This is a genomic window from Pseudomonas sp. KBW05 (assembly GCF_003852405.1).
Lineage (GTDB): Bacteria > Pseudomonadota > Gammaproteobacteria > Pseudomonadales > Pseudomonadaceae > Aquipseudomonas.
Window position 1 is genome coordinate 103,370 of the sequence record NZ_QAJM01000023.1, and the last position, 19,415, is coordinate 122,784.

A 19,415-nucleotide genomic window follows, 5' to 3' on the forward strand; every position below is an offset into this window, starting at 1 on the left:
TATGTCGTTTACCCCAAAGCACCTCGACGCCATCGAGCGCGCCATCGCACGCGGTGAAAAGACCGTGCGCTACAGCGACCGCACGGTGGAGTACCGCTCCATCGACGAACTGCTCAAGGCTCGCGACGAGATCCGCACGTCGCTGAGCCAAGCTGCCGGGCCGCGCTCTCGCGTGGTTCGGCTTACCCACGGAGGCAAGGGACTCTAATGGCCCGACATTATCCGACGCTGACCCGTAATGGATTCTTGCTGCCGTCGAACATCAAGGCCAGTTACGAAGGCGCCGGGGAGGGCCGGCGTTCGGCCAGTTGGGAAGCCACCGACAACGGCATCAACAGCATCAACACCCCGGCCCTACGTAACCTGCGGGCACGTTCGCGGGCGGCGGTGCGCAACGACCCGTATGCGTTCAACGTCATCGACAAGCGCGTCAGCAACCTGATCGGCACCGGCATCACGCCCAGGCCGACCACGGACGACGCGGCGCTGCGCAAGCTCAAGCAGCAGCTGTGGGATGACTGGGTGGACGAAGCAGACGCAGACGAGCTGACCGACTTCTACGGCATGCAGGCCCTGGTGGCGCGCACTGTTGAAACGGCCGGTGAGTGCTTCGTGCGGTTGCGGCCGCGCAGCCCGAGCGAAGGTTTGGCGGTGCCGCTGCAACTGCAGGCGCTGGCCCCTGAGTTTGTCCCGCACGACAAGTTCGAGGCGGCCAAAAACGGCAACGTGATCCGCGCCGGGATTGAGTTCAACCCGGCCGGCAAGCGTGTGGCGTACTGGATGTACCTCTCGCATCCCCGCGACTCGTCGTCGTCGAACGCCGGTTACAACCAGTTGGTACGCGTACCGGCCGCACAGGTGCTGCATATCTTCGAACCGATGGAGCCGGGGCAGTTGCGCGGTGTGCCGCGTCTGGCCCCGGTGTTGAAGCGCTTGCGCAGCCTGGACAACTACGACGACGCGGTGCTGTTCCGCCAGGAAGTGGCGAACTTGTTCGCGGGCTTCATCAAGCGCCCGGCGCCGGACAGCGGGCAAACGCCACGCGATCCTGTCACCGGGCAGCTACTGACCACTGACCGCGACGGCTTCACGCCGATGGTCGCCCTGGAACCCGGCACCATGCAGGAGCTGGGGCCAGGTGAAGAGGTGGAGTTCTCCAAGCCACCGGACGCCGGCAACAACTACCCGGACTTCATGCGTCAGCAACTGATGGCTGCGGCGGCGGGATCGGGCACGCCTTACGAGATCCTCACCGGCGACATGCGGGAGGTCAACGACCGGGCGCTGCGCGTGGTGCTCAACGAGTTCCGGCGCCGTCTGGAGCAACTGCAATTCGGCGTGTACGTGCATCAGCTGTGTCGCCCGGTGCGGGCTGCATGGATGGACATGGCGGTGCTCTCCGGCGCCCTGGTGCTGCCGGACTACGCACAACGTCGGCGCGAATACCTGCGCACGCGGTGGGTGCCGCAAGGCTGGGCCTACATCCAGCCAGTGCAGGACGTACAGGCGCGGCGGATGGAAGTGCAGGCGGGCTTTGCCTCGCGCAGCGAGATGGTGTTGCGCACAGGCTACGACGCAGAAACGGTCGACACGGAAAACGCCGCCGATCTCGTCAGGGCGACTGGCCTCGGCCTCAACTACACGACTCTTGATGCCATCGAGACGATTGATGAAAAGGAACAACCATGAGCAAAAAGACGAAGCCCCGCGTTTATGACAAGGCGGGCAAGCAGGTCAAGGTGGCCGACAAGAGCTGGTACACCTTCCAGGCCAGCGGGGAAGCCGAGCAGCGCAACATCGAGATCTTCGTGTATGGCGAGATCGGCACCTGGGGCATCACCGCCAATCAGTTTGTGCAGGATCTGCGGGCCATGGATGACGGTGTGTCGCCGGTGATTGTTGCGTTCAACAGCATCGGCGGTGATCTGTTCGATGGTCTGGCAATCCACAACGCGCTGTCGCGTTTGGGTGAGCGCTGCACCGGCCGCATTGATGCCCTAGCAGCCAGTGCGGCCAGTGTTGCGGTCTGCGGCGCTCACCGAGTGGTCATCGCGGCCAACGCCATGCTGATGATTCATAACCCCTACACCTTCACCAGTGGCGATGCCGACGACTTTCGCCGTGTCGCGGATGTGCTTGACCAGACCCTGGAAGCGATTATCGCGGCCTACAAAGCCAAGGCCCCGGACATTGACGAAGCCGAGCTTCGACGCTTGGTCAACGCGGAAACCTGGCTCACGGCCAGCGAAGCGGTGGCGCTGGGCCTGGCCGACGAGGTGGGCGATGGTCTCAAGGTCAAAGCGTGCTTGGGGCAGGGCAGCGTGTTGCAACGTTTCCAGCATGCCCCGCCTGAGTTACTCGCCCAGTTGGATGAAGAGCCTGAAGTCGAGCCGCCGGAGCTCGATCCGGCGCCGGTGCTGGACGCGGCAAGACTGGCGCTGATGGTCACGCAAGGTTGTGCGGCGGGGGGCATCAGCAATCTGGTGGAGCCGCTGCTGGCCGCGACCAGGCTCGAAAGCGAAGCGGTGATCCAGGCCGCACTGACCAATGCCAAAGCGCTGCACGGTCTCTGTGTCGCGGCCCGACTGCCAGAGCTGACCGGTGAATTCATTACGGCCGGCCTCGACGAAGCCGCCGTCCGCGCTCGTCTCTTCGACAAGCTGGTCGGCAGCGGCGGCGGCTTTGAAATCAACAACAGCCTGCCGCTGGACGATGACCCTGTACCCAAGGTCAATGCCAAGCAGGTTGATACCCACTCGATCTGGGCTACCCGTCAGGCGGCGCAGAACGGAACCTCGAAAGGAGCAAGAGCATGAAAACCGAATCGATGCACGCAGGTGAGTTCCTGCTGTCTGAGGGCGCCGGCAATATTTCCCGCGAGGCGATCAACGTCGCAGCGGGTGCGGCCCTTGAACCGGGCCAGATCCTCGGCCTGATCACCGCCACCAGCGAGTTTGCCCCGTACCAGCCGACCGCCGAGGACGGCACCGAAAACGCCGTCGCGATCCTGTACGGGCCGCTTGGCGAGTCGGATGTTGTCCGTCGCGGTCGCGCTGTGGTGCGCTTGGCGGAGGTCAGCGAAGCACACCTTACCGGCCTCGACCTCGCTGCCGAAAAAGCCCTGGCCGCGCATTTCCTGATCGTCCGCTAAGACGCTCATCCCCGTTTATCCATCCCGCCGAGTGCGGGATTTTTCGTTTCTGGAGAGTACCCCCATGGCCGAGATCGCCATTTTTGAAGACGATGCGTTCAGCGTCTCCTCGTTGACCGCTGCAATCAATGACCAGGAATACCTGCCGGGCCGCATTAGCAGCCTGGGCCTGTTCCGCGAAGAGGGCATCAGCACCCTGACTGTGCAGATCGAGAAGGACGGCGACACCCTGGCCCTCGTGCCGGCGGGTGAGCGTGGTACGTCGGGCCTGGTGGTCGGCGCGACCAAGCGGACGCTGATCCCTTTCAACACCGTGCACCTGCCGGAACGCTTCACCATCAAGGCCGATGAGATCCAGGGCATCCGCGCCTTCGGCACGCGCACCGAGTTGCAGGCGGTGCAGGATGTGGTCAACAAGCGTCTGGCGAAAGCTCGCCGTCAGTTGGATGCGACCCACGAGTTCCAGCGCATGGGCGCCCTGAACGGGCAAGTTCTGGACGCCGATGGCAAGACAGTCCTGTTGGATATTTATAAATCCTTCGGCGTGAATCGCCAGAAACTGCAGATGGGCTTGAACAGTCCAGACACCGAACTGCGGGTCAAATGTGGCGAAGCGCTGGATATGCAAGAGGAGGCACTCGGTAGCGTCACCAGCAGCGGCTCCCGTGGTCTGTGCGGCAAAAACTTCTGGAACAAGCTGATCGTCCACAAATCGGTCAAAGACACCTACCTCAACACCATGCAGGCCGCAGCGCTCCGTGGCGATGCGCGTGAAATCTTCGAGTTCGGCGGGATCGTCTGGGAGCGCTATCGCGGCAAGGTGGCGGGTGTTTCGTTCGTCCATGACGACAAGGCGCTGCTGGTTCCCGAGGGCGTGCCGGATCTGTATATCTCGTGCTTCGCACCGGCTGACTACATGGAAACGGTCAATACCCAGGGCATTCCGTACTACAGCAAGATCGAGCCAATGCAGTTCGGCAAGGGTGTGGCCGGTGAGGCGCAGTCCAACCCGCTGCACCTGTGCACGCGGCCTCGGGCGCAGATCCTGCTGGAGATGTGACCGTGGCCTTCCGCGACCTGATCGACGACATCGACGACGTGGTGTTTGAAACCCTCGGCGACAGCGCCTTGATCGAAGGCCGCGCCGAGCCGGTGCTGGGCATGTTCTCGGCACCGTGGAAGCAACCGGCGTTCGGCAAGGTCCAGACCGCCATCCGCGAGCCACGCTTCGAGATTCGCGTGAAGGATTCGGAAGGTCTGAGCAGAGGTCTGCGGGTCACGGTCGATGTGCCAGCCCTGGATGGCGGCGGTGACTACGACCTGCTGCAACTGGAACCCAACGGCAACGGCCTAGTGGCCCTGATCCTGAGGAAGCGCCCATGAGCGTCGGCAGCTACGTCCATCAGACGCGTGACAGCGGGATGCTCAACATCCAGCCGTCAGCCGTGCATTCCCAGGCGCTGCGCGAGTTCGGGCAGTTGGTGCCCAAGGCAGCGGCAGCGGCGCAACGGCGTGCGATCAACAAGACGTTGGGTTGGCTGCGCACCCACATCGCCCGCGCCGTGGGCAAGCAGGAGCGCATTGCCATCGGCGCCGTCCGGCAACGCCTGCGGGCTTACCCGGTCAGCGGCGGGGCGATGCGCGGCAAGTTGTGGTTCGGGGTCAACGCCATCGAAGCCAGCCGGATCGGCAAGGCTCGGCAAACCCGCGCCGGGGTTTCGGTAGCGGGGCGGCGTTACCAGGGTGCGTTCTTCAAGCAGGTGTATGGCGGCAGTCCGGACATCTGGATCCGCACGTCGAGCAAGCACTTCGACGCCGCCGACTATCCCGGCAGCACGCAGGGCCGACGCAGCTCAGGCTTCATCGCGGAAAGCGACAACCGCTTCCCGCTGGCGAAGGCCAAGGTCTCGCTGGACCAGGTGCGGCCGCACTTCGACAACTGGGTGAAACAGGCCGATGAGCGCTTGCTGGAGATCCTCAAGCAAGAACTCAACTTTGAACTGCAGAAGTACCTCAAGGGGACTGCCCGTGTCTGATCAGCCTTTTACTCTCGACGTCTTGTACGAGGCCATTGAGCGGCGGTTGCAGCAGCAGTTGCCGGGTATTCAGGGCGTGTCGTTTTGGCCTGATTTGTCGGCAGACACCACCATCCCCACGCCTGTGGTGTTGCTGGAAATGGCCGAGATGGAGCCGGCGCAGGATCTCGGCACGGGTGAAACCGCGCTGACCTGCAAGATCGAGGCGCGGATCATCGTCGATTCCATCAGCACGGATCCACAGCGTCAGGCGGTGCAGTTGGCCTCCCAACTGGCCGTGCTTTTACGCGGACAGAGCTGGGGCCTTGAGGTGGATTGTGCGCAGTTCATGCGCTCCACCCAGGACTGGACCAAGCCCGAGCTGGATGGCTATTTCGTTTGGCTGGTGGAGTGGGACCAGACGGTCTACCTGGGCGTTGAAGAATGGCCGTGGCCGGATGAACCGCCGGGCACCTTGGTCATCGACCTCGGGCCGGGCGTTGGGCAGATCAAGCCGGAGGATCTGGAATGAGCTACGCCACGGCGCAACATGATCGGATGATCGCTTCCACGGTGATGCCTTGCGTTGTCGTCGCGGTGGACTTGCCGGCCGCCATGGTGCGTGTGCAGTCGGGCGATTGGACCAGCGCCTGGGTGCGCTGGCACAGCCAGGCTGCCGGCAAGGCGCGCCACTGGCGGGCGCCGAGCCTGGGCGAGCAGGGCGCACTGATCAGCCCCAGCGGGGAGCCGGCGATAGGCACATTCATCGCCGGTCTGTACGGCAATGCCGGCGCGCAACCCGACAACCGCGACCATGTGGAAGTCTGGCGTTTCGATGACGGTGGTTCGCTGGTTTACGACTGGGCGGCACACAGCTACACCATCGATCTGCCGGCGGGCAACGTCACGGTCAAGGTCGGCGGCTCGGTTATGGAGATAACGCCGGACAGCATGCGGCTGGCGTCGGGCCAGATCCACTTGGTCGGTGTAGTCACCATCGACGGTGCGACCCAGATCAACAGCACGTTGAACACGACCGGCGACATCAACAGTGCCGGTAAGGTCATCGATGTCGGTGGCAATACGCCGAACCACAAACACTGACCCATACCCGCCTTGTGCGGGTTTTTCGTTTTAGGAGCCTCCGTTGATGAGCAAGACCAAACCCGAAAGCCTGGAGCCCATCGGGCCTGCTCGCGTGTTCCGCGACAAGCTCTACACCTCGCGCACTCTAGTCTTCCCCGATGGCAGCACGGCGCCGGTGATCAAGGGGCGTGTCACGGCCTGTGGCGATGAGCAGTTCGCACTCCTCAAGGCCCACCCGGATCTGGAACAGGTGCAGGAGTAACCCCGATGATCGGAATGGATCGCCGCACCGGCAAACCGCTGTCCGGGCTCGACCATCTCCGGCAGTCCATCGAGGACATTCTCGCCACGCCCGTGGGCAGTCGGCGGATGCGACCCGAGTACGGCAGCCAGATCCGACGCTTCGTTGACCTGCCGGTTAACGGCGGCTGGAAAAGCGCTGTCCAGGCCGAGGTGGCTCGCTCTTTGGGTCGCTGGGAGCCGCGGCTAAAGCTGGAACAGGTGCAGGTCGTCGCCATCGTCGGTGGCCGCATCGACTTCAAGCTGACCGGCGAATATAAAGGCGAAAGCCTGTTGTTGGAGGTGTCGGCATGAGCACGGTGGATTTATCGGCGTTGCCGGCGCCGCAGGTGCTGGAGACGCTGGACTACGAAGCCCTGTACGACGAAGGGCTCGCGGCGTTTCGCGGGTTCATGGGAGACAACTGGTCGGCGGCGCTGGAGAGCGATCCGGTGGTCAAGCTGGTGGAACTGGGCGCCTACGGCAAGATGCAGAACCGGGCACGGGTCAACGATGCGGCCAAGGCCTTGCTGCTGGCCTACGCGGAAAAGGAAGACCTCGATCAGCTCGCGGGCAACGTCAAGCTGCAGCGATTGGTCATTCAGCCGGCCAACCTGCTGGCGGTGCCGCCGGTCGAAGAGGTCCGGGAATCGGACGACGCGCTGCGCGAGCGGATCCAGCTGGTGTACGAAGGGTTGACCACAGCCGGCCCGCGTAACAGCTACATCTTCCACGCACGCAACGCGTCGGCGCTGGTGGCCGATGCCACGGCGGAAAGCCCATCGCCGGCCGTGGTGATGGTCACCGTTCTCAGCCTGATCGGCAGCGGTCAGGCTGATCAGGCCTTGCTTGACCAGGTGTACTCCACGCTTAGCGACGACGACATCCGCCCAGTTGGCGACCGTCTCACCGTGCAGAGCGCGCAGATCCTGGAGTACCGGATCGACGCCGTGCTGCACATGATCGGCGCCGGCCCGGAAAACGACGCGATTTTATCCGAAGCCATCAAACGCCTTGCTGCCTGGATCAACCCGCGCAAACGCCTGGCACTGGAAGTCGCTCGCTCCGGCATCGACGCTCAACTGCACATCAGCGGTGTGGGACGGGTCGAGTTGAAAAACTGGGTCGACCTGAAACCGACCAAATACCAGGCGGCGTACTGCACAGGCTTCAGTGTGGTGCTCGGAGGATGACATGAACAGTTTGTTGCCCCTCCACAGCACGCAACTGGAGCGCGCCGTTGAAGTCGCGTTCGCCGAAAAGACCGAGATCCCGTTGCGCTCGCTGTACAACCCGGACACCTGCCCGGTGCAGTTGTTGCCGTGGTTGGCCTGGACCTGGTCGGTCGACCGCTGGGACAACAAGTGGTCGGAGGCCGTCAAGCGCTCGGCCATCCGCTCCGCGTTCTACGTGCATGCGCACAAGGGCACCATCGGCGCCCTGCGGCGGGTAGTCGAGCCGCTGGGCTACCTGATCGACGTCATCGAGTGGTGGCAGACCACACCGAAAGGCGTGCCCGGCACCTTTGCCCTGAAGGTTGGCGTGCTGGACACCGGCATTACCGAAGAGATGTACCTGGAGCTGGAGCGCCTGATCGACGACGCCAAGCCCGTCAGTCGGCCCATGACCGGGCTGGCGATCAGCCTGGAAAGCACCGGCACCGTGTTTATCGGGGCCTGCGTGTACGAAGGCGACGAACTCAGCGTTTACCCACCGATACAGCGCGATATCGACGTCAGCGGCGTGTACCGCGTCGGTGGTCGCGAACACCACATCGACACGATGGACATCTATTCATGACCGACCAAGACAGCCAGTACTTCGCGATCCTTACCGCCATCGGTGAGGCCAAACTAGCCAACGCCATCGCCCTCGGTACGACCTTGACCTTCGCGCAAATGGCCGTGGGCGATGCCAATGAAACCAAGCCCATCCCCAACCGCCTGCAAACCAAGCTGATCAACGAGTGTCGACGTGCGCCACTGAATCAGGTGAAGCCCGACCCGAAAAACCCCGGAGTGATCATCGCCGAGCAGGTCATCCCGGAAAGCGTCGGTGGCTGGTGGGTGCGTGAACTAGCTTTATACGATGCAGCCGGCGACATGGTCGCCATTGCCAACTGCGCGCCGACTTACAAGCCGTTGCTCTCGCAGGGTTCCGGCCGGACGCAGGTGATTCGAATCAACCTGGTGGTCAGCAGCACGGCCAACATTGAACTGAAGATTGATCCGTCCGTAGTGCTCGCCACCCGTGAATTCGTTATCGAGGGATTCGCGCGGATCGATTCACAGGTGTTTACCGGCACGCCCAAGGCACCGACACCCGATCAATTCGATAGCAGCTCCAGGCTGGCGACGACAGAAGCGCTCTGGCGCGCTGCTGGCAGCTATCGGGGCCAATACGCTGTGGACCGTTCGTTTACGCTGTCTGTCCTGCACCTTGGACAGATTGGGCGTGTGACCGGCGCCGGCGGCTACAGCGTGACCCTGCCGCCAATGGCGGGTATTCCGCCGGGTCCGGTTATTCGAATTCTCAACGCTTCCCTGGCTGCGATCACCATCATATCGTCCGGGCCGCCCATCAGCGGCGCGGCGCTGACGCCTGAAGGCGCGGTGATTCTGCCGAGAACCGGCAGTATTGAGTTTTATTGGAACGGCGCGGCTTTGGTCGTCTGGGGCGGCACGGAAGCAATGCGTTTCGCCGGTTTTGCCGCGCTGGCCTCGCCAGACTTTACCGGTATTCCAACTGGGCCTACCGCATTGGCTGGCAGCAACAGCTATCAGTTGGCGAACGCCGCATTTGTCTGGGCAGCTGTGAACGCCTATGCCACGACGGTGACTGCCGCACTTGCGTTGAAAGCACCTCTCGCAAGCCCTGCCTTTAGCGGGGTGCCCACGGCCCCCACAGCGGCGGCAGGTACCAACACGCTGCAACTGGCAAACACGGCGTTTGTTTGGTTGGCAATCAACACCTATGCCACCACGGTCAGTGCCTCGCTGAATTTGAAAGCGAACGTGGACAGCCCTGGTTTTACCGGAGTGCCTACAGCACCAACACCAGCCGCCGGGGCCAGTACCAAGCAGATCGCTACGGCCGAGTTCGTGCAAGCGGCGTTAGCGGCGATTGACCCATGGGCAATGGTGCCGGTTGGTTCGTATGTCCCCCTGCATGATGTCGGGTCCGTACCCGCGCCATCAAGAACCAGCCCCTTTTACAAGTACATCAGGTTGACGGCGAGCGATGGTTACAACAACCCCATCCTTGTATCGGAATCAGTCTCCGGCACAGCGCCCGAGCTTATCGCTACAGGTGTGGTCAGCTTGGCCGGTAGTCCTTTGAATGGGGTGAGGATCAGCCTGATCAACACCGAACGCCGAACGCTGAAAGCGGGCCTACCGGGAGTTGTAGAGCAGGATGCCTTGCAAAACATTACGGGTACGTTTGGTGGCGCTGAGGCGAGTCCGTCAACTACCGGCGCGTTCTCTAACGGCGGATGGTTTGGCAGCGTTGCAGCAGGTGGAAACACCCGAAACGTTTTAAATTTTGATGCCTCGTTGGTTGTCAGGACGGCCGCAGAAACCCGAGTTAAGTCTCTTGGTGTTACCTATTACTTGAGGGTCAAATAATGCCTTATGCCGCAAACAATCAAATCGCCTTCGACCAATTCCACGGTTCGATCAAGATTACGAAAGAGCAGTACTCGCAGGCGCTGGAGGGTATGCAGAACGGTCTGGTGGTTAACATTGACGACGGCTTTAAGGTGATCCCGCCGCCGCTGACGTTGCCGCCGGAAACGCCCGTTCCTACACCGGAGCAGCTCACGCAACTGGCGTTGGCCGAACGAGATCGGCTGCTGGCATACGCGACGATTCGGATTGCTCCACTTCAGTACGCGGTGGATCTGGAGGACGCCTCACACGAAGACAAGGAGAAGCTCGACGCCTGGAAGCAATACTGCGTGGCGTTGAACAGGATCGAAGTGCAGGCAGGTTTTCCGCAATCCATCAATTGGCCGGTACTGCCTGATAAACCCGTCGCCCCTTAAGCCTTTTAACCCCTACAAGCCCCGCCCGTGCGGGGCTTTGTCGTATCTGGAGAGCGCACAATGAGTGCAAGTGGATTCTTTCACGGTGTCACCGTCACCAACGTCGACACCGGCTCGCGGCCTATCGCCGTGCCGTCGTCCTCGATCATCGGCCTTTGCGACACCTTCATCCCTGGCCCCGCTGCCAGTGCCTTGCCCAACCAACTGGTGCTGATCACCCGCGAGAGCGAAGCCGTCGCTGCCTGGGGTGCAGACGCGGCCATCACCCAGGCGATCAAGGCCATCTACGTTCGCGCCAAAGCGGTGATCGTTGCCTGCGGCGTGGTGAAGGTGGAGGACGCCGCCGCGCAGACCTCGGCCATCATCGGCGGCGTGCTGGCGAACGGCACCCGTACCGGCATGCAGGCGTTGCTCGACGGGAAGAGCCGCTTCAACGCGCAGCCGCGTTTGCTGGCTGCGCCCAAACACACGGCGACCTTGCCCGTCGCCACGGCCTTGGTGGCGTTGAGCGACAAGCTACGGGCCATGGCGATTATCGACGGCCCCAACACCACCGACGAAGCCGCGATGGAATACCGCGAAAACTTCGGCAGCAAGCGTGTATTCCTCGTCGATCCGGGCGTGCAGTACTGGGACACAGCGGCAAGTGCGACCGTCAATGCACCGAGTTCCGCGTGGGTCGCCGGGCTTTTCGCCTGGACTGACTCGGAGTACGGCTTCTGGGCCTCGCCGTCGAACAAAGAGTTCGTCGGCCTCACCGGCACCGGTCGCCCCATTGAGTTCCTGGACGGCGACGAAACCTGCCGGGCCAACCTGCTCAACAACGCGCAGATCACCACGATCATCCGCGATGACGGCTACCGCCTGTGGGGCAACCGCACCTGTTCCAGCGATCCAAAGTGGGCGTTTGTCACCCGCGTGCGGACCATGGACATCGTCATGGACGCGATCCTTTACGGCCACAAATGGGCGGTCGACCGCTCGATCACCAAGACCTATGTCAGCGACGTGACCGAAGGCCTCGCAGCGTTCATGCGTGACCTGAAAAACCAGGGCGCGGTGATCAACTTCGAGGTGTTCGCCGACCCCACGCTGAACACGGCCAGCCAACTGGCGCAGGGCAAGGTGTACTGGAACATCCGCTTTACCGACGTACCGCCGGCAGAAAACCCCAACTTCCGGGTCGAGGTCACCGACCAGTGGCTGACAGAAGTCCTCGACACCAACGCATAAAGGAGAACCGCCGATGGTTCCGCAAACGCTCTACAACATGAACGCCCATATCGACGGCGTTGCCTTTAACGGGGAGATGACCAGTGTGACGCTCCCCAAGCTCACCTTGAAAACCGAGGAGCATCGCGCCGGTGGCATGGATGCCCCGGTGGAGATGGACCAGGGCATGGAGAAACTGGAAGCCGGTTTCGCCGGCAAAGGTGCGCGCCCTGAAGCCATGAAGTTTTTTGGGCTGGCCGATCAGACGGCGTTCAACGGCGTGTTCCGAGGTTCCTTCAAAGGTCAGAAAGGCGCGACGACGGCAGTGGTCGCCACCCTGCGCGGCATGCTCAAAGAGATCGATCCGGGCGACTGGAAAGCCGGCGAGGCGGGGGAGTTCAAGTACTCCGTTGCAGTCAGCTATTACAAGCTCGAAGTAGGCGGCCGCCTGATGTACGAGATTGATCCAATCAACTGCGTCCGGGTTATCAACGGCGTTGATCAACTTGCCAGCGTCCGTCGCGACCTGGGCATGTAAGGGAAATAGCTTTCATGAAGACACTGAAAAAGCTGCCGTCCTGGCTCACCGTCGAGGCGGATAGCGCGACGATCACGTTGACGCGTCCCAGCGATGTTAACGGCGTAAAGGTCGACCAACTGACCCTGCGCGCTCCGACCTTGCGCGAGGTCCGTGCCTCCGACGCAATCGGTGGCGACGACGAGGTAATGCGCGAAGTGACGTTGTTCGCATCCCTGGCGGATGCCGGCATTGTTGACCTCGACGGACTCAAGCTGACGGACTATTCACGCTTGCAGTCCGCCTACTCGCGGTTGTTGCAAGACGCCGGCATGCCCGAAAACAAGGGCGACACGCCGACCTGGTTGGTCGTTGGCTCCGATGGCGCAGTGGTCACGCTGTCCAAGGCGTATGACATCAACGACATCAAACTCGACCGCCTGACATTCCGGGCGCCCACGGTACGCGACGTGCGCACCGCAACTTCAGCCTCCAATGGCGACGACGAACAGCGCGAAACCATCCTGCTTGCCAGCCTCTCTGAATCCAACACCAAGGATCTGGAGGGGCTCAAGCTGACGGACTACCAGCGGCTGCAAGCCGCCTACTTTCGCCTGGTGCAGGATGACGGGGTTTAGCGCCTCCCTGCAGCGACAGGTCGCGAAGCGTTTGGCGACGCAGTATTCCTTCGCCGCCAACGAAATCGAGACCATGCCCTTTTCCACGATGATCTGGTGGCTCACGGACTGAGCCCCACATCCCTGCCTGGAGTGTTCTCATGGCAAACAACCTGGCGCTCGGCCTGGTCATCGGCGGCGTCGTCAGCTCCACGGTCGGCGCCGCCTTCAAGGACGTTGAAGGCCGCATCAAGAAACTCGGCGAAACCGGCACCAAGGCCCGCGTGCTGCAAAGCACCATCGGCGACACCATCCGCCTGCGTGATGAATGGAAAAAAGCCCACGACACCGGTTCAGCCTCGGCCGGTGACCTGCTGCGAAAGCTGGAGGGCAACCTCAAAACCCTGAAAGAGCAGGGCATTGAAGTCGGCAAACTGCGCAAGGAATACCTGGCCCTCGGCCAGGTAGCGCGGGGCGCCGAACTCAAGGCGCTGGGCCACACGCAGATCCAGCAGGGCAAGGAGGGGATGAAGAATTCCCTCGGCAAAGCGGCGGCGCTCACGGCGTCGTTGGCGATCCCGACCAAGGTCTCCGGCGATTACCAGGCGCAGATCCGCCAGATGTCGTTGTGGGCACACACCGCCGGCACAGGCGATGAAGCCGAGCTGGCAGCAAGCATCAGCAAGGTCGCGGCGGAAAAGGGCATCAGCCAGCAACTGTTGGCGAAGTCGGTCGGCGCCTTGATCGAAAAGGGCGTTGAGTGGGACGTGGCCGCCGGTTACGCCGGGCAGATCGCCGACTTGATCGACGGCCAGGGCATGGAGCCCGAAACCATCGCCACGCTGATCAACGCCTTCAAGGAGGCCGGCGTAAAGCAGGCTGACATGGCTGCATCGCTGGGGCAGGTGGCCGCCGCTGGTGACATCGGCGCGTTCGGCCCCAAGGAGATGGCCAAGTACTTGCCGGCCATGCTCGGCAATATCAAACGCCTGGGCATGGAAGGCCCAGAGGCGGTGCGCTTCCTCGGTGCAAGTTTGCAATCGCAGTTCTCGCAAACCCAGGACGCGGCGGCTGCGGCCACCAACATGAACAACCTGCTCAACGCGGTGATCAGCAGCACCAGCCAGGAGCGCTTCGCCAAGGAAGGTTATGACCTGGCCGGCTCGATCCTCGCCGCGACCAAAAGCGGCAAGGCGGCGAACCCGGTCGATGCGTTCATCATGCTCAGCGAGCAGTTGATCAAGAAACAGGACCCGGCCAAGGCCAAGAAGATCGAGGCGCTGAAGGCCAAGATCAAAGGCTCGGTGGATGGCAGTGCGGAGGAAGCGCAGGCCATGGTCGCGCTGACCGAGGCGGCGGGGTTGGCGACGATTGTCAGCGATCAGAGTGCCAGTGCGGGTTTGCTCGCGCAGATCAAATATGGCGACAAGATCAAGGCTGATATGTCGGTGATCAAGGGCACGGATGGCAAGGCCAAGATCGAGGCGGATGCGGCGAAGGCGCGGGAGACGTCCAACAGGAAGTGGGCGACGGCGACTGCCGGCATTGAATCGTCGATGACGCGCATTGGTGATGCGGTGAGGCCTTTGACTGACCTGGCTGCGGATGGGTTGGCGAAGGTTGCGTATGGGCTTGGGGAGTTGGCCGGCAAGTTTCCAACGGTAATCAGCGGGGCGACGGTGCTGGCTGCTGGTGTGATCGGCCTGGGTGCGGCGATCAACGCGATCAAGATCGGCAAGGGCTTGGTGAATGTGGCCCGCGGTTCGCTGATGGGCAACCCGAATGTGATCCAGCGGGTGTTCGTCACCAACCCTTCCGGCGGTGCTGGTGGGGTCGATGTCGGGGACGGTAAGCGGCGGCGGGGCAAGGGCAAGCGTGGTCGCGGTGGCCGTGGGGCTGTTGGTAGCGCTGCTGCGGCGGCTGCGCCGATTGGTGCGACGGCCAGCCGATTTGCACCCAAGGCGATGATGGGCAAGGGGCTTGGGTTCGCCAAGGTCGGTGCGCCCATGGCGCTGATCGAGGCCGGGTTGATTGCCGCTGACACTTATCAGAACGCCGAGACCCGCGACGAAAAGGCCGAGGGTTATGGCAATGCCGCTGGCACGCTGGCCGGGACATTGGCCGGTGCAGCAGCTGGGGCAGCGATTGGTTCTGTTGTCCCGGTGATCGGCACCGTGGTCGGTGGATTGATCGGCGGCTTCCTTGGCAGCTGGGGCGGCGGTGAGCTGGGCGGTGCAGTCGGCAAGGCTGCATTCGGCGGGCCAGACGCACCTGCCGAGCGATTGGTGCTGCCGGTTCAGCCTTCGCCGTTGCTGCTGCCACCACCTGGTGCATTGCCCATGCCGCGCTTGGCGCAGATGGCGCCGCCGTTAGCGGCAGGTCCACTGATGCTCAGGGCTCCCGCAGCACCTGGGCCAGCTTTGGGCGACGTGTCGCGTTCGTTGGGTGTTGCCCCGGCAGCGGCGGTTGCTCCTGCCTTGCTCAGTGCCGGGGTTACCGCGAAGTCGGAACCCCCTCGGATTGATCAGCAGTGGCAATTCTCCCCGACCGTGGGTGTCACGGTGCAGGGAGACGTCAAGGATCCACGGCAACTGGCGCAGGAGATGATGCCGCACATGCGTCAGCTGTTTGAGGAATTCAGCCGGGAGCAGGCGCGACGCAGCCTGTTCGACGCGCCACATGTTTAAGGGGGAGCGATGACTTATATGGAGCAGTTGCAGGCCGGCTTTAAATCCCTGGTCAAGGCCGGGGAGGCTGGCCGGCACAGCATTGACGACATGATCGGCCCGGTGAACGGCGCGATCAGCGAGATCACCGGGGCGGCTGAGGAGATCGCCAGTCTTCCCGGTGTACCGCCCGAGGTTGGTGCAAAGCTGCAGCGCGTCATGCGCGGGATCGGCGCGGCTCAATCAAAAGTCGGGACGGTGCTGGCAACCTACAACAAAGCCACCCGAACGATGACGGGCATTGATGAGCGTATGGGAACGCTCAAGGAGCAAGCCTACCGGGCCGGAACGGCAATCAACCAGGTTGCCGGGAAGGTCGATCCCCGGTTGGCGAATATCCTGCCCACCAGCGCTCTGGCGCCCAATGCCACACCGATGGCGGAAGCGGTCAAACCGTTCCCGCATCTGCTGATTTTGCAGCCGCTGAAAACCAACGCGCAGCCGTTCTACTTCAACCTGGACACGGCAGCGTTCGACGAACTTCGCCGGCAAACAGAATTCCGCTGGGCCTCGCAAGAGCGACTCAGTCGGCGGCCGGCGCAGCAGGCTGTGGGGATGGGCGAAGAAAAGCTCAGCCTCAAGGGCGCGATCTTTCCTGCGTTCAAGGGTGGGCTCAAACAGTTGGATACCTTGCGTTCCATTGGCGCTCAGTTGCTGCCGCTGAACTTGACCACTGGCTACGGCTTTGTCCTGGGCACCTGGTGCTTGCGCAGCCTGGAGGAAGAGCAGGGCGCGTTGCTGGCAGGCGGGATACCGCGCAAGCAAACCTTTAGTTTGGAGTTCACGCGCTATGGCGATGATATGCAGAACGTCTGACGGCGACCTGCTCGACACGCTGTGTTACCAGCATTACGGGCACCTCAATGGCACGGTTGAAGCGGTGCTTTCGGCCAACCGACTGTTGGCGGATGAGCCGCAGCCTATGCGAACTGGGTTGCTGATCACCTTTCCGGATATTGAGCAGTCGACGGTTGAGCAGGTGCAGTTGTGGGATTGATGGTTCTTTGCCCATGAAAGTTTCGCGCTGATAGACTCCTTCGCTTATTTGCATACATGGAGTCCTCTATGGAAAGAGTCAGCGAAATTCGGCTGGTCAAACGGAGTTTTTGGGGCGAGCTTAGCTATCGGTCAAACTGGTTTATCTTCGGTCTGATCGCTTGCATTCTTTTGGCACTCATTCCAATTGTCGGTTGGTTCATGGCTGCCGGCGTATTCGTGGCGATGGTGTGGAAAACCTTTGGCCTCAGGGAAAAGCAAAAGGTCGGGGATTGTCCTGTGTGTACCCAGACGCTGTTGATTGAGCCCAAGGTTGAAGGGATCGATTGCCCTGTGTGCCAAAGCTACGTCGAGATTAGTGACGACAAGCTGATCGTCGAGAGCTGACATCGCGTTTCGCTATACCAAGTTAAGCCCTGCCATCGTGCGGGGCTTTGTTATTTTTGGAGGTTTACTTTTGAAGCCAATCTTTCGGATCGTCGCTGACGGCACTGACATAACAGCGCTGATCAACGACCGCCTGCTGTTGCTGCGCACCCTCGACAAGCCCGGCATGGAGTCGGACGAATTCGAGCTGCGTATCGATGATCGTGACGGCGCCGTCTTGCTTCCCAGAAAGGGCGCCGGGATCGAGGTCTACCTCGGCTACGACAGCAAGGTACTGGCACGCGTCGGCCGTTACACCGTCGACGACATCGAGGTCTCCGGCCCGCCCGACACCCTGGTCATTCGCGGCAAGGCCAGCGACATGCGCGGCAGCGGCAAGACCACCCGCAGCGGCAGCTGGGAAAACGTACCGCTGTCCAAGATCGTCAGCGACATCGCTGCACGCAACGGTTGGAAGCCTGAATGCTCGGTCGGCACAGTCGTGCCTCGGGCTGACCAGTTGAACGAGTCGGACTACAACTTCATCACCCGGCTCGCCAAAGGCTACGACTGCACAGCCAAAGTCGCCGACGGTAAGCTGCTGGTGCTGCCTCGCCAAAGCGGCCAGACCGCCAGCGGCAAGAGTCTGCCGGCGATCACCCTCCGGCGCAGTGACGTCAGTCGCTGGCAATTCCGCTTCCCCGACCGTACCACCCAAAAGGCCGTCAAGGCCAAGTACCAGGACAAGAAAACCGGCGATCTGGTCAACCTGACCCTGGACAACGACGACGCGCCTGCCGGTTTGCCGCCGGTTCACACCGACCGCCACATCCACCCGAACAAATCTGCCGCTGAGCAAGCCGTGAAAGCCCGGCTCGCCGCGTTCAACCGCTCGACCTCTGAGGTGCGGCTGGAGATGGTGGGGCGCACGGATTTGTTTGCTGAACGCCAGATCAATACTCAGGGCTTCAAGGAGGGAGTGGATGGGGAGTTTCTGGTTGACTCCGTGGAGCAAGTTTTTACCCGGTCCGGCTGGAGTACCACGGTTGAGTGCAACGCAGGGAAGAAGGGCAAGGCCAAGGCGGCCGGCAAGAAAAAGAAGAAGTCCAAGGAGGTCAAAGTCCTGGAGCTGTAGCTCTCCGTACCTGCTTCACCACCCGCCGCCATCGAGCGGTATTTTTTTGTCTGGGAAAAAGCGATGTCCATTACCGAGCAACAACTCCAACGCATCATGCCCAACGCCCGCCGCCAAGCGGGCGTTTTTGTATCCGCGCTCAACGCGGCCATGACCAACCGCAAGATCGATTCGCCAAAGCGGCAGGCCGCGTTCCTCGCCCAGATCGGCCACGAGTCAGGCCAGCTGCAATACGTGCGTGAGCTGGGCAGCGATCAGTACCTCAGCAAGTACGACACCGGCCCGCTGGCCGCCAAGCTGGGGAACACGCCGGCAGCCGACGGTGACGGCCAACGCTATCGCGGTCGCGGGCTGATCCAGATCACCGGCCACGATAACTACCTGCGCTGCAGTCTGGCGCTGTTCGGCGATGAGCGATTACTGCGCACTCCGGAACTGCTCGAACTGCCGCAATGGGCTGCTGAGTCGGCCGCGTGGTTCTGGTCGATAAACGGATTGAACGCGCTGGCAGATCAAGAGCAATTCAACACCATCACCCGGCGAATCAACGGCGGCCTCAACGGCCTGGAGGATCGACTGCAACTGTGGGCCAGGGCGAGGGCGGTGTTATGCGTCTCTTCGACCTGATCCCCACGCAATACCGGATTGCGGCGGTCGGTCTGCTGCTGGTGATGTTGGCCGCCGGATCTGGAGCCCTGGCCTGGACCGCTCAAGACTGGCGCTACGGCAAGCAGCTGGAGCACCAGGCCCGGCTCCATGCCGACACCCTCGGCGAGTTATCCCAGGCCGCTGCGGCCCTGCAGCGCAAAGAGCAGGACAAGCGCTTCGCCCTGGAGCAGCGCCTGCACAACAACGATGAAACCCACCACAAGGAATTGACCGATGAGCAAACGAAGCAGGCTCGTCTGCGTGATCGCTTGGCTACTGCTGATCTGCGGCTGTCAGTCGTTCTCTCCGCCACCGAAGCCACCAGCAGCTGTGCAGTGCCAACCACCACCGCCACCGGCCGCGTGGTTCATGGCCCCACGAGAGCCCAACTTGACCCAGCGCATGCTCAACGAATTATCGGCATCACCGATGTCGGCGACCAAGGATTGATCGCCCTGCGGGCCTGTCAGGCCTACGCAATAGAAGTCTCTACACCGAAGTAAAAGGAGCGGCCGGGCCGGATGCGTCAACATCCAGCCCGGCCACCTTCCCCGCAGAATGCCCCTGCAAGTCCAGCCAAGGCTCCTGCTTCGTGCACAAAGCGGAGCGAGCCTAGCACTGT

General features: G+C 62.1%; 25 protein-coding genes and 1 pseudogene. All 26 read left to right on the forward strand.

Features of this window, described 5'->3' with window-relative positions:
* The first annotated feature begins 1 nt into the window (after window position 1).
* The 26 genes and pseudogenes from DBR46_RS22260 (at window position 2) to DBR46_RS22380 (ending at window position 19,296) form a co-directional block, all read left to right on the forward strand.
* Window positions 2–208: a phage head-tail joining protein gene (locus tag DBR46_RS22260; protein ID WP_124527927.1), complete on the forward strand. Its 207-nt coding sequence runs from the start codon at window positions 2–4 to the stop codon at window positions 206–208.
* Entirely contained in the window at window positions 208–1,689 is a 1,482-nt protein-coding gene (locus DBR46_RS22265) for a phage portal protein (RefSeq protein ID WP_124527928.1), read from the forward strand. Before DBR46_RS22260 ends, DBR46_RS22265 begins: the two co-directional genes overlap by 1 nt.
* Window positions 1,686–2,816: a head maturation protease, ClpP-related gene (locus DBR46_RS22270; RefSeq protein WP_124527929.1), complete on the forward strand. Its 1,131-nt coding sequence runs from the start codon at window positions 1,686–1,688 to the stop codon at window positions 2,814–2,816. The genes DBR46_RS22265 and DBR46_RS22270 overlap by 4 nt, the downstream gene beginning before the upstream one ends.
* On the forward strand, window positions 2,813–3,151 hold the full coding sequence (locus tag DBR46_RS22275) for a head decoration protein (protein ID WP_124527930.1): 339 nt from the start codon (window positions 2,813–2,815) through the stop codon (window positions 3,149–3,151). Before DBR46_RS22270 ends, DBR46_RS22275 begins: the two co-directional genes overlap by 4 nt.
* Before the next feature lie 64 nt (window positions 3,152–3,215).
* Window positions 3,216–4,211 (forward strand): major capsid protein, encoded by a 996-nt coding sequence (locus DBR46_RS22280; RefSeq protein ID WP_124527931.1) that lies wholly within the window; start codon window positions 3,216–3,218, stop codon window positions 4,209–4,211.
* A 2-nt stretch (window positions 4,212–4,213) separates the two neighbouring features.
* Window positions 4,214–4,534 carry a hypothetical protein gene (locus DBR46_RS22285; RefSeq protein WP_124527932.1) on the forward strand — a complete coding sequence of 107 codons (321 nt, stop codon included), beginning with the start codon at window positions 4,214–4,216 and terminating at the stop codon, window positions 4,532–4,534.
* A complete protein-coding gene (locus DBR46_RS22290; protein WP_124527933.1) occupies window positions 4,531–5,187 on the forward strand; it encodes a phage tail protein in 657 nt (218 codons plus the stop codon). The genes DBR46_RS22285 and DBR46_RS22290 overlap by 4 nt, the downstream gene beginning before the upstream one ends.
* The gene (locus DBR46_RS22295) at window positions 5,180–5,698 is read left to right on the forward strand and encodes a hypothetical protein (RefSeq protein ID WP_124527934.1); all 519 of its coding nucleotides are present in this window, start codon (window positions 5,180–5,182) and stop codon (window positions 5,696–5,698) included. The genes DBR46_RS22290 and DBR46_RS22295 overlap by 8 nt, the downstream gene beginning before the upstream one ends.
* Complete coding sequence (locus tag DBR46_RS22300; RefSeq protein WP_124527935.1) at window positions 5,695–6,270, forward strand: phage baseplate assembly protein V; 576 nt, start codon at window positions 5,695–5,697, stop codon at window positions 6,268–6,270. The genes DBR46_RS22295 and DBR46_RS22300 overlap by 4 nt, the downstream gene beginning before the upstream one ends.
* Before the next feature lie 46 nt (window positions 6,271–6,316).
* On the forward strand, window positions 6,317–6,514 hold the full coding sequence (locus tag DBR46_RS22305) for a hypothetical protein (RefSeq protein WP_124527936.1): 198 nt from the start codon (window positions 6,317–6,319) through the stop codon (window positions 6,512–6,514).
* 5 nt (window positions 6,515–6,519) lie between these two features.
* Window positions 6,520–6,846: a GPW/gp25 family protein gene (locus DBR46_RS22310; protein WP_124527937.1), complete on the forward strand. Its 327-nt coding sequence runs from the start codon at window positions 6,520–6,522 to the stop codon at window positions 6,844–6,846.
* Window positions 6,843–7,724, forward strand: a complete 882-nt coding sequence (locus DBR46_RS22315; protein WP_124527938.1) for a baseplate J/gp47 family protein — start codon at window positions 6,843–6,845, stop codon at window positions 7,722–7,724. Before DBR46_RS22310 ends, DBR46_RS22315 begins: the two co-directional genes overlap by 4 nt.
* A gap of 1 nt (window position 7,725) precedes the next feature.
* On the forward strand, window positions 7,726–8,331 hold the full coding sequence (locus DBR46_RS22320) for a phage tail protein I (protein ID WP_124527939.1): 606 nt from the start codon (window positions 7,726–7,728) through the stop codon (window positions 8,329–8,331).
* Window positions 8,328–10,157, forward strand: coding sequence for a phage tail protein (locus DBR46_RS30340; protein WP_177414111.1), 1,830 nt, complete (start codon window positions 8,328–8,330; stop codon window positions 10,155–10,157). The genes DBR46_RS22320 and DBR46_RS30340 overlap by 4 nt, the downstream gene beginning before the upstream one ends.
* A complete protein-coding gene (locus DBR46_RS22330) occupies window positions 10,157–10,576 on the forward strand; it encodes a tail fiber assembly protein (RefSeq protein ID WP_124527940.1) in 420 nt (139 codons plus the stop codon). Before DBR46_RS30340 ends, DBR46_RS22330 begins: the two co-directional genes overlap by 1 nt.
* A gap of 60 nt (window positions 10,577–10,636) precedes the next feature.
* Window positions 10,637–11,809 carry a phage tail sheath family protein gene (locus DBR46_RS22335; protein WP_124527941.1) on the forward strand — a complete coding sequence of 391 codons (1,173 nt, stop codon included), beginning with the start codon at window positions 10,637–10,639 and terminating at the stop codon, window positions 11,807–11,809.
* A 13-nt stretch (window positions 11,810–11,822) separates the two neighbouring features.
* Window positions 11,823–12,326 (forward strand): phage major tail tube protein, encoded by a 504-nt coding sequence (locus tag DBR46_RS22340; RefSeq protein WP_124527942.1) that lies wholly within the window; start codon window positions 11,823–11,825, stop codon window positions 12,324–12,326.
* A gap of 14 nt (window positions 12,327–12,340) precedes the next feature.
* Window positions 12,341–12,631 (forward strand): annotated as a pseudogene (locus DBR46_RS30585) (phage tail assembly protein); the annotation flags it as partial.
* A gap of 6 nt (window positions 12,632–12,637) precedes the next feature.
* A complete protein-coding gene (locus DBR46_RS30590; RefSeq protein WP_256659369.1) occupies window positions 12,638–12,943 on the forward strand; it encodes a phage tail assembly protein in 306 nt (101 codons plus the stop codon).
* A 140-nt stretch (window positions 12,944–13,083) separates the two neighbouring features.
* Window positions 13,084–15,609: a phage tail tape measure protein gene (locus tag DBR46_RS22350; protein WP_124527944.1), complete on the forward strand. Its 2,526-nt coding sequence runs from the start codon at window positions 13,084–13,086 to the stop codon at window positions 15,607–15,609.
* A 9-nt stretch (window positions 15,610–15,618) separates the two neighbouring features.
* Window positions 15,619–16,464 carry a phage tail protein gene (locus tag DBR46_RS22355; RefSeq protein WP_124527945.1) on the forward strand — a complete coding sequence of 282 codons (846 nt, stop codon included), beginning with the start codon at window positions 15,619–15,621 and terminating at the stop codon, window positions 16,462–16,464.
* A complete protein-coding gene (locus DBR46_RS22360) occupies window positions 16,439–16,645 on the forward strand; it encodes a tail protein X (protein WP_124527946.1) in 207 nt (68 codons plus the stop codon). The genes DBR46_RS22355 and DBR46_RS22360 overlap by 26 nt, the downstream gene beginning before the upstream one ends.
* Before the next feature lie 68 nt (window positions 16,646–16,713).
* Window positions 16,714–17,031 (forward strand): hypothetical protein, encoded by a 318-nt coding sequence (locus DBR46_RS22365; protein ID WP_124527947.1) that lies wholly within the window; start codon window positions 16,714–16,716, stop codon window positions 17,029–17,031.
* A gap of 70 nt (window positions 17,032–17,101) precedes the next feature.
* The gene (locus tag DBR46_RS22370; RefSeq protein ID WP_124527948.1) at window positions 17,102–18,145 is read left to right on the forward strand and encodes a phage late control D family protein; all 1,044 of its coding nucleotides are present in this window, start codon (window positions 17,102–17,104) and stop codon (window positions 18,143–18,145) included.
* Window positions 18,146–18,208: 63 nt separating this feature from the next.
* Window positions 18,209–18,772: a glycoside hydrolase family 19 protein gene (locus DBR46_RS22375; protein ID WP_124527949.1), complete on the forward strand. Its 564-nt coding sequence runs from the start codon at window positions 18,209–18,211 to the stop codon at window positions 18,770–18,772.
* The gene (locus DBR46_RS22380) at window positions 18,754–19,296 is read left to right on the forward strand and encodes a lysis system i-spanin subunit Rz (protein ID WP_124527950.1); all 543 of its coding nucleotides are present in this window, start codon (window positions 18,754–18,756) and stop codon (window positions 19,294–19,296) included. The genes DBR46_RS22375 and DBR46_RS22380 overlap by 19 nt, the downstream gene beginning before the upstream one ends.
* Window positions 19,297–19,415: the final 119 nt, after the last annotated feature.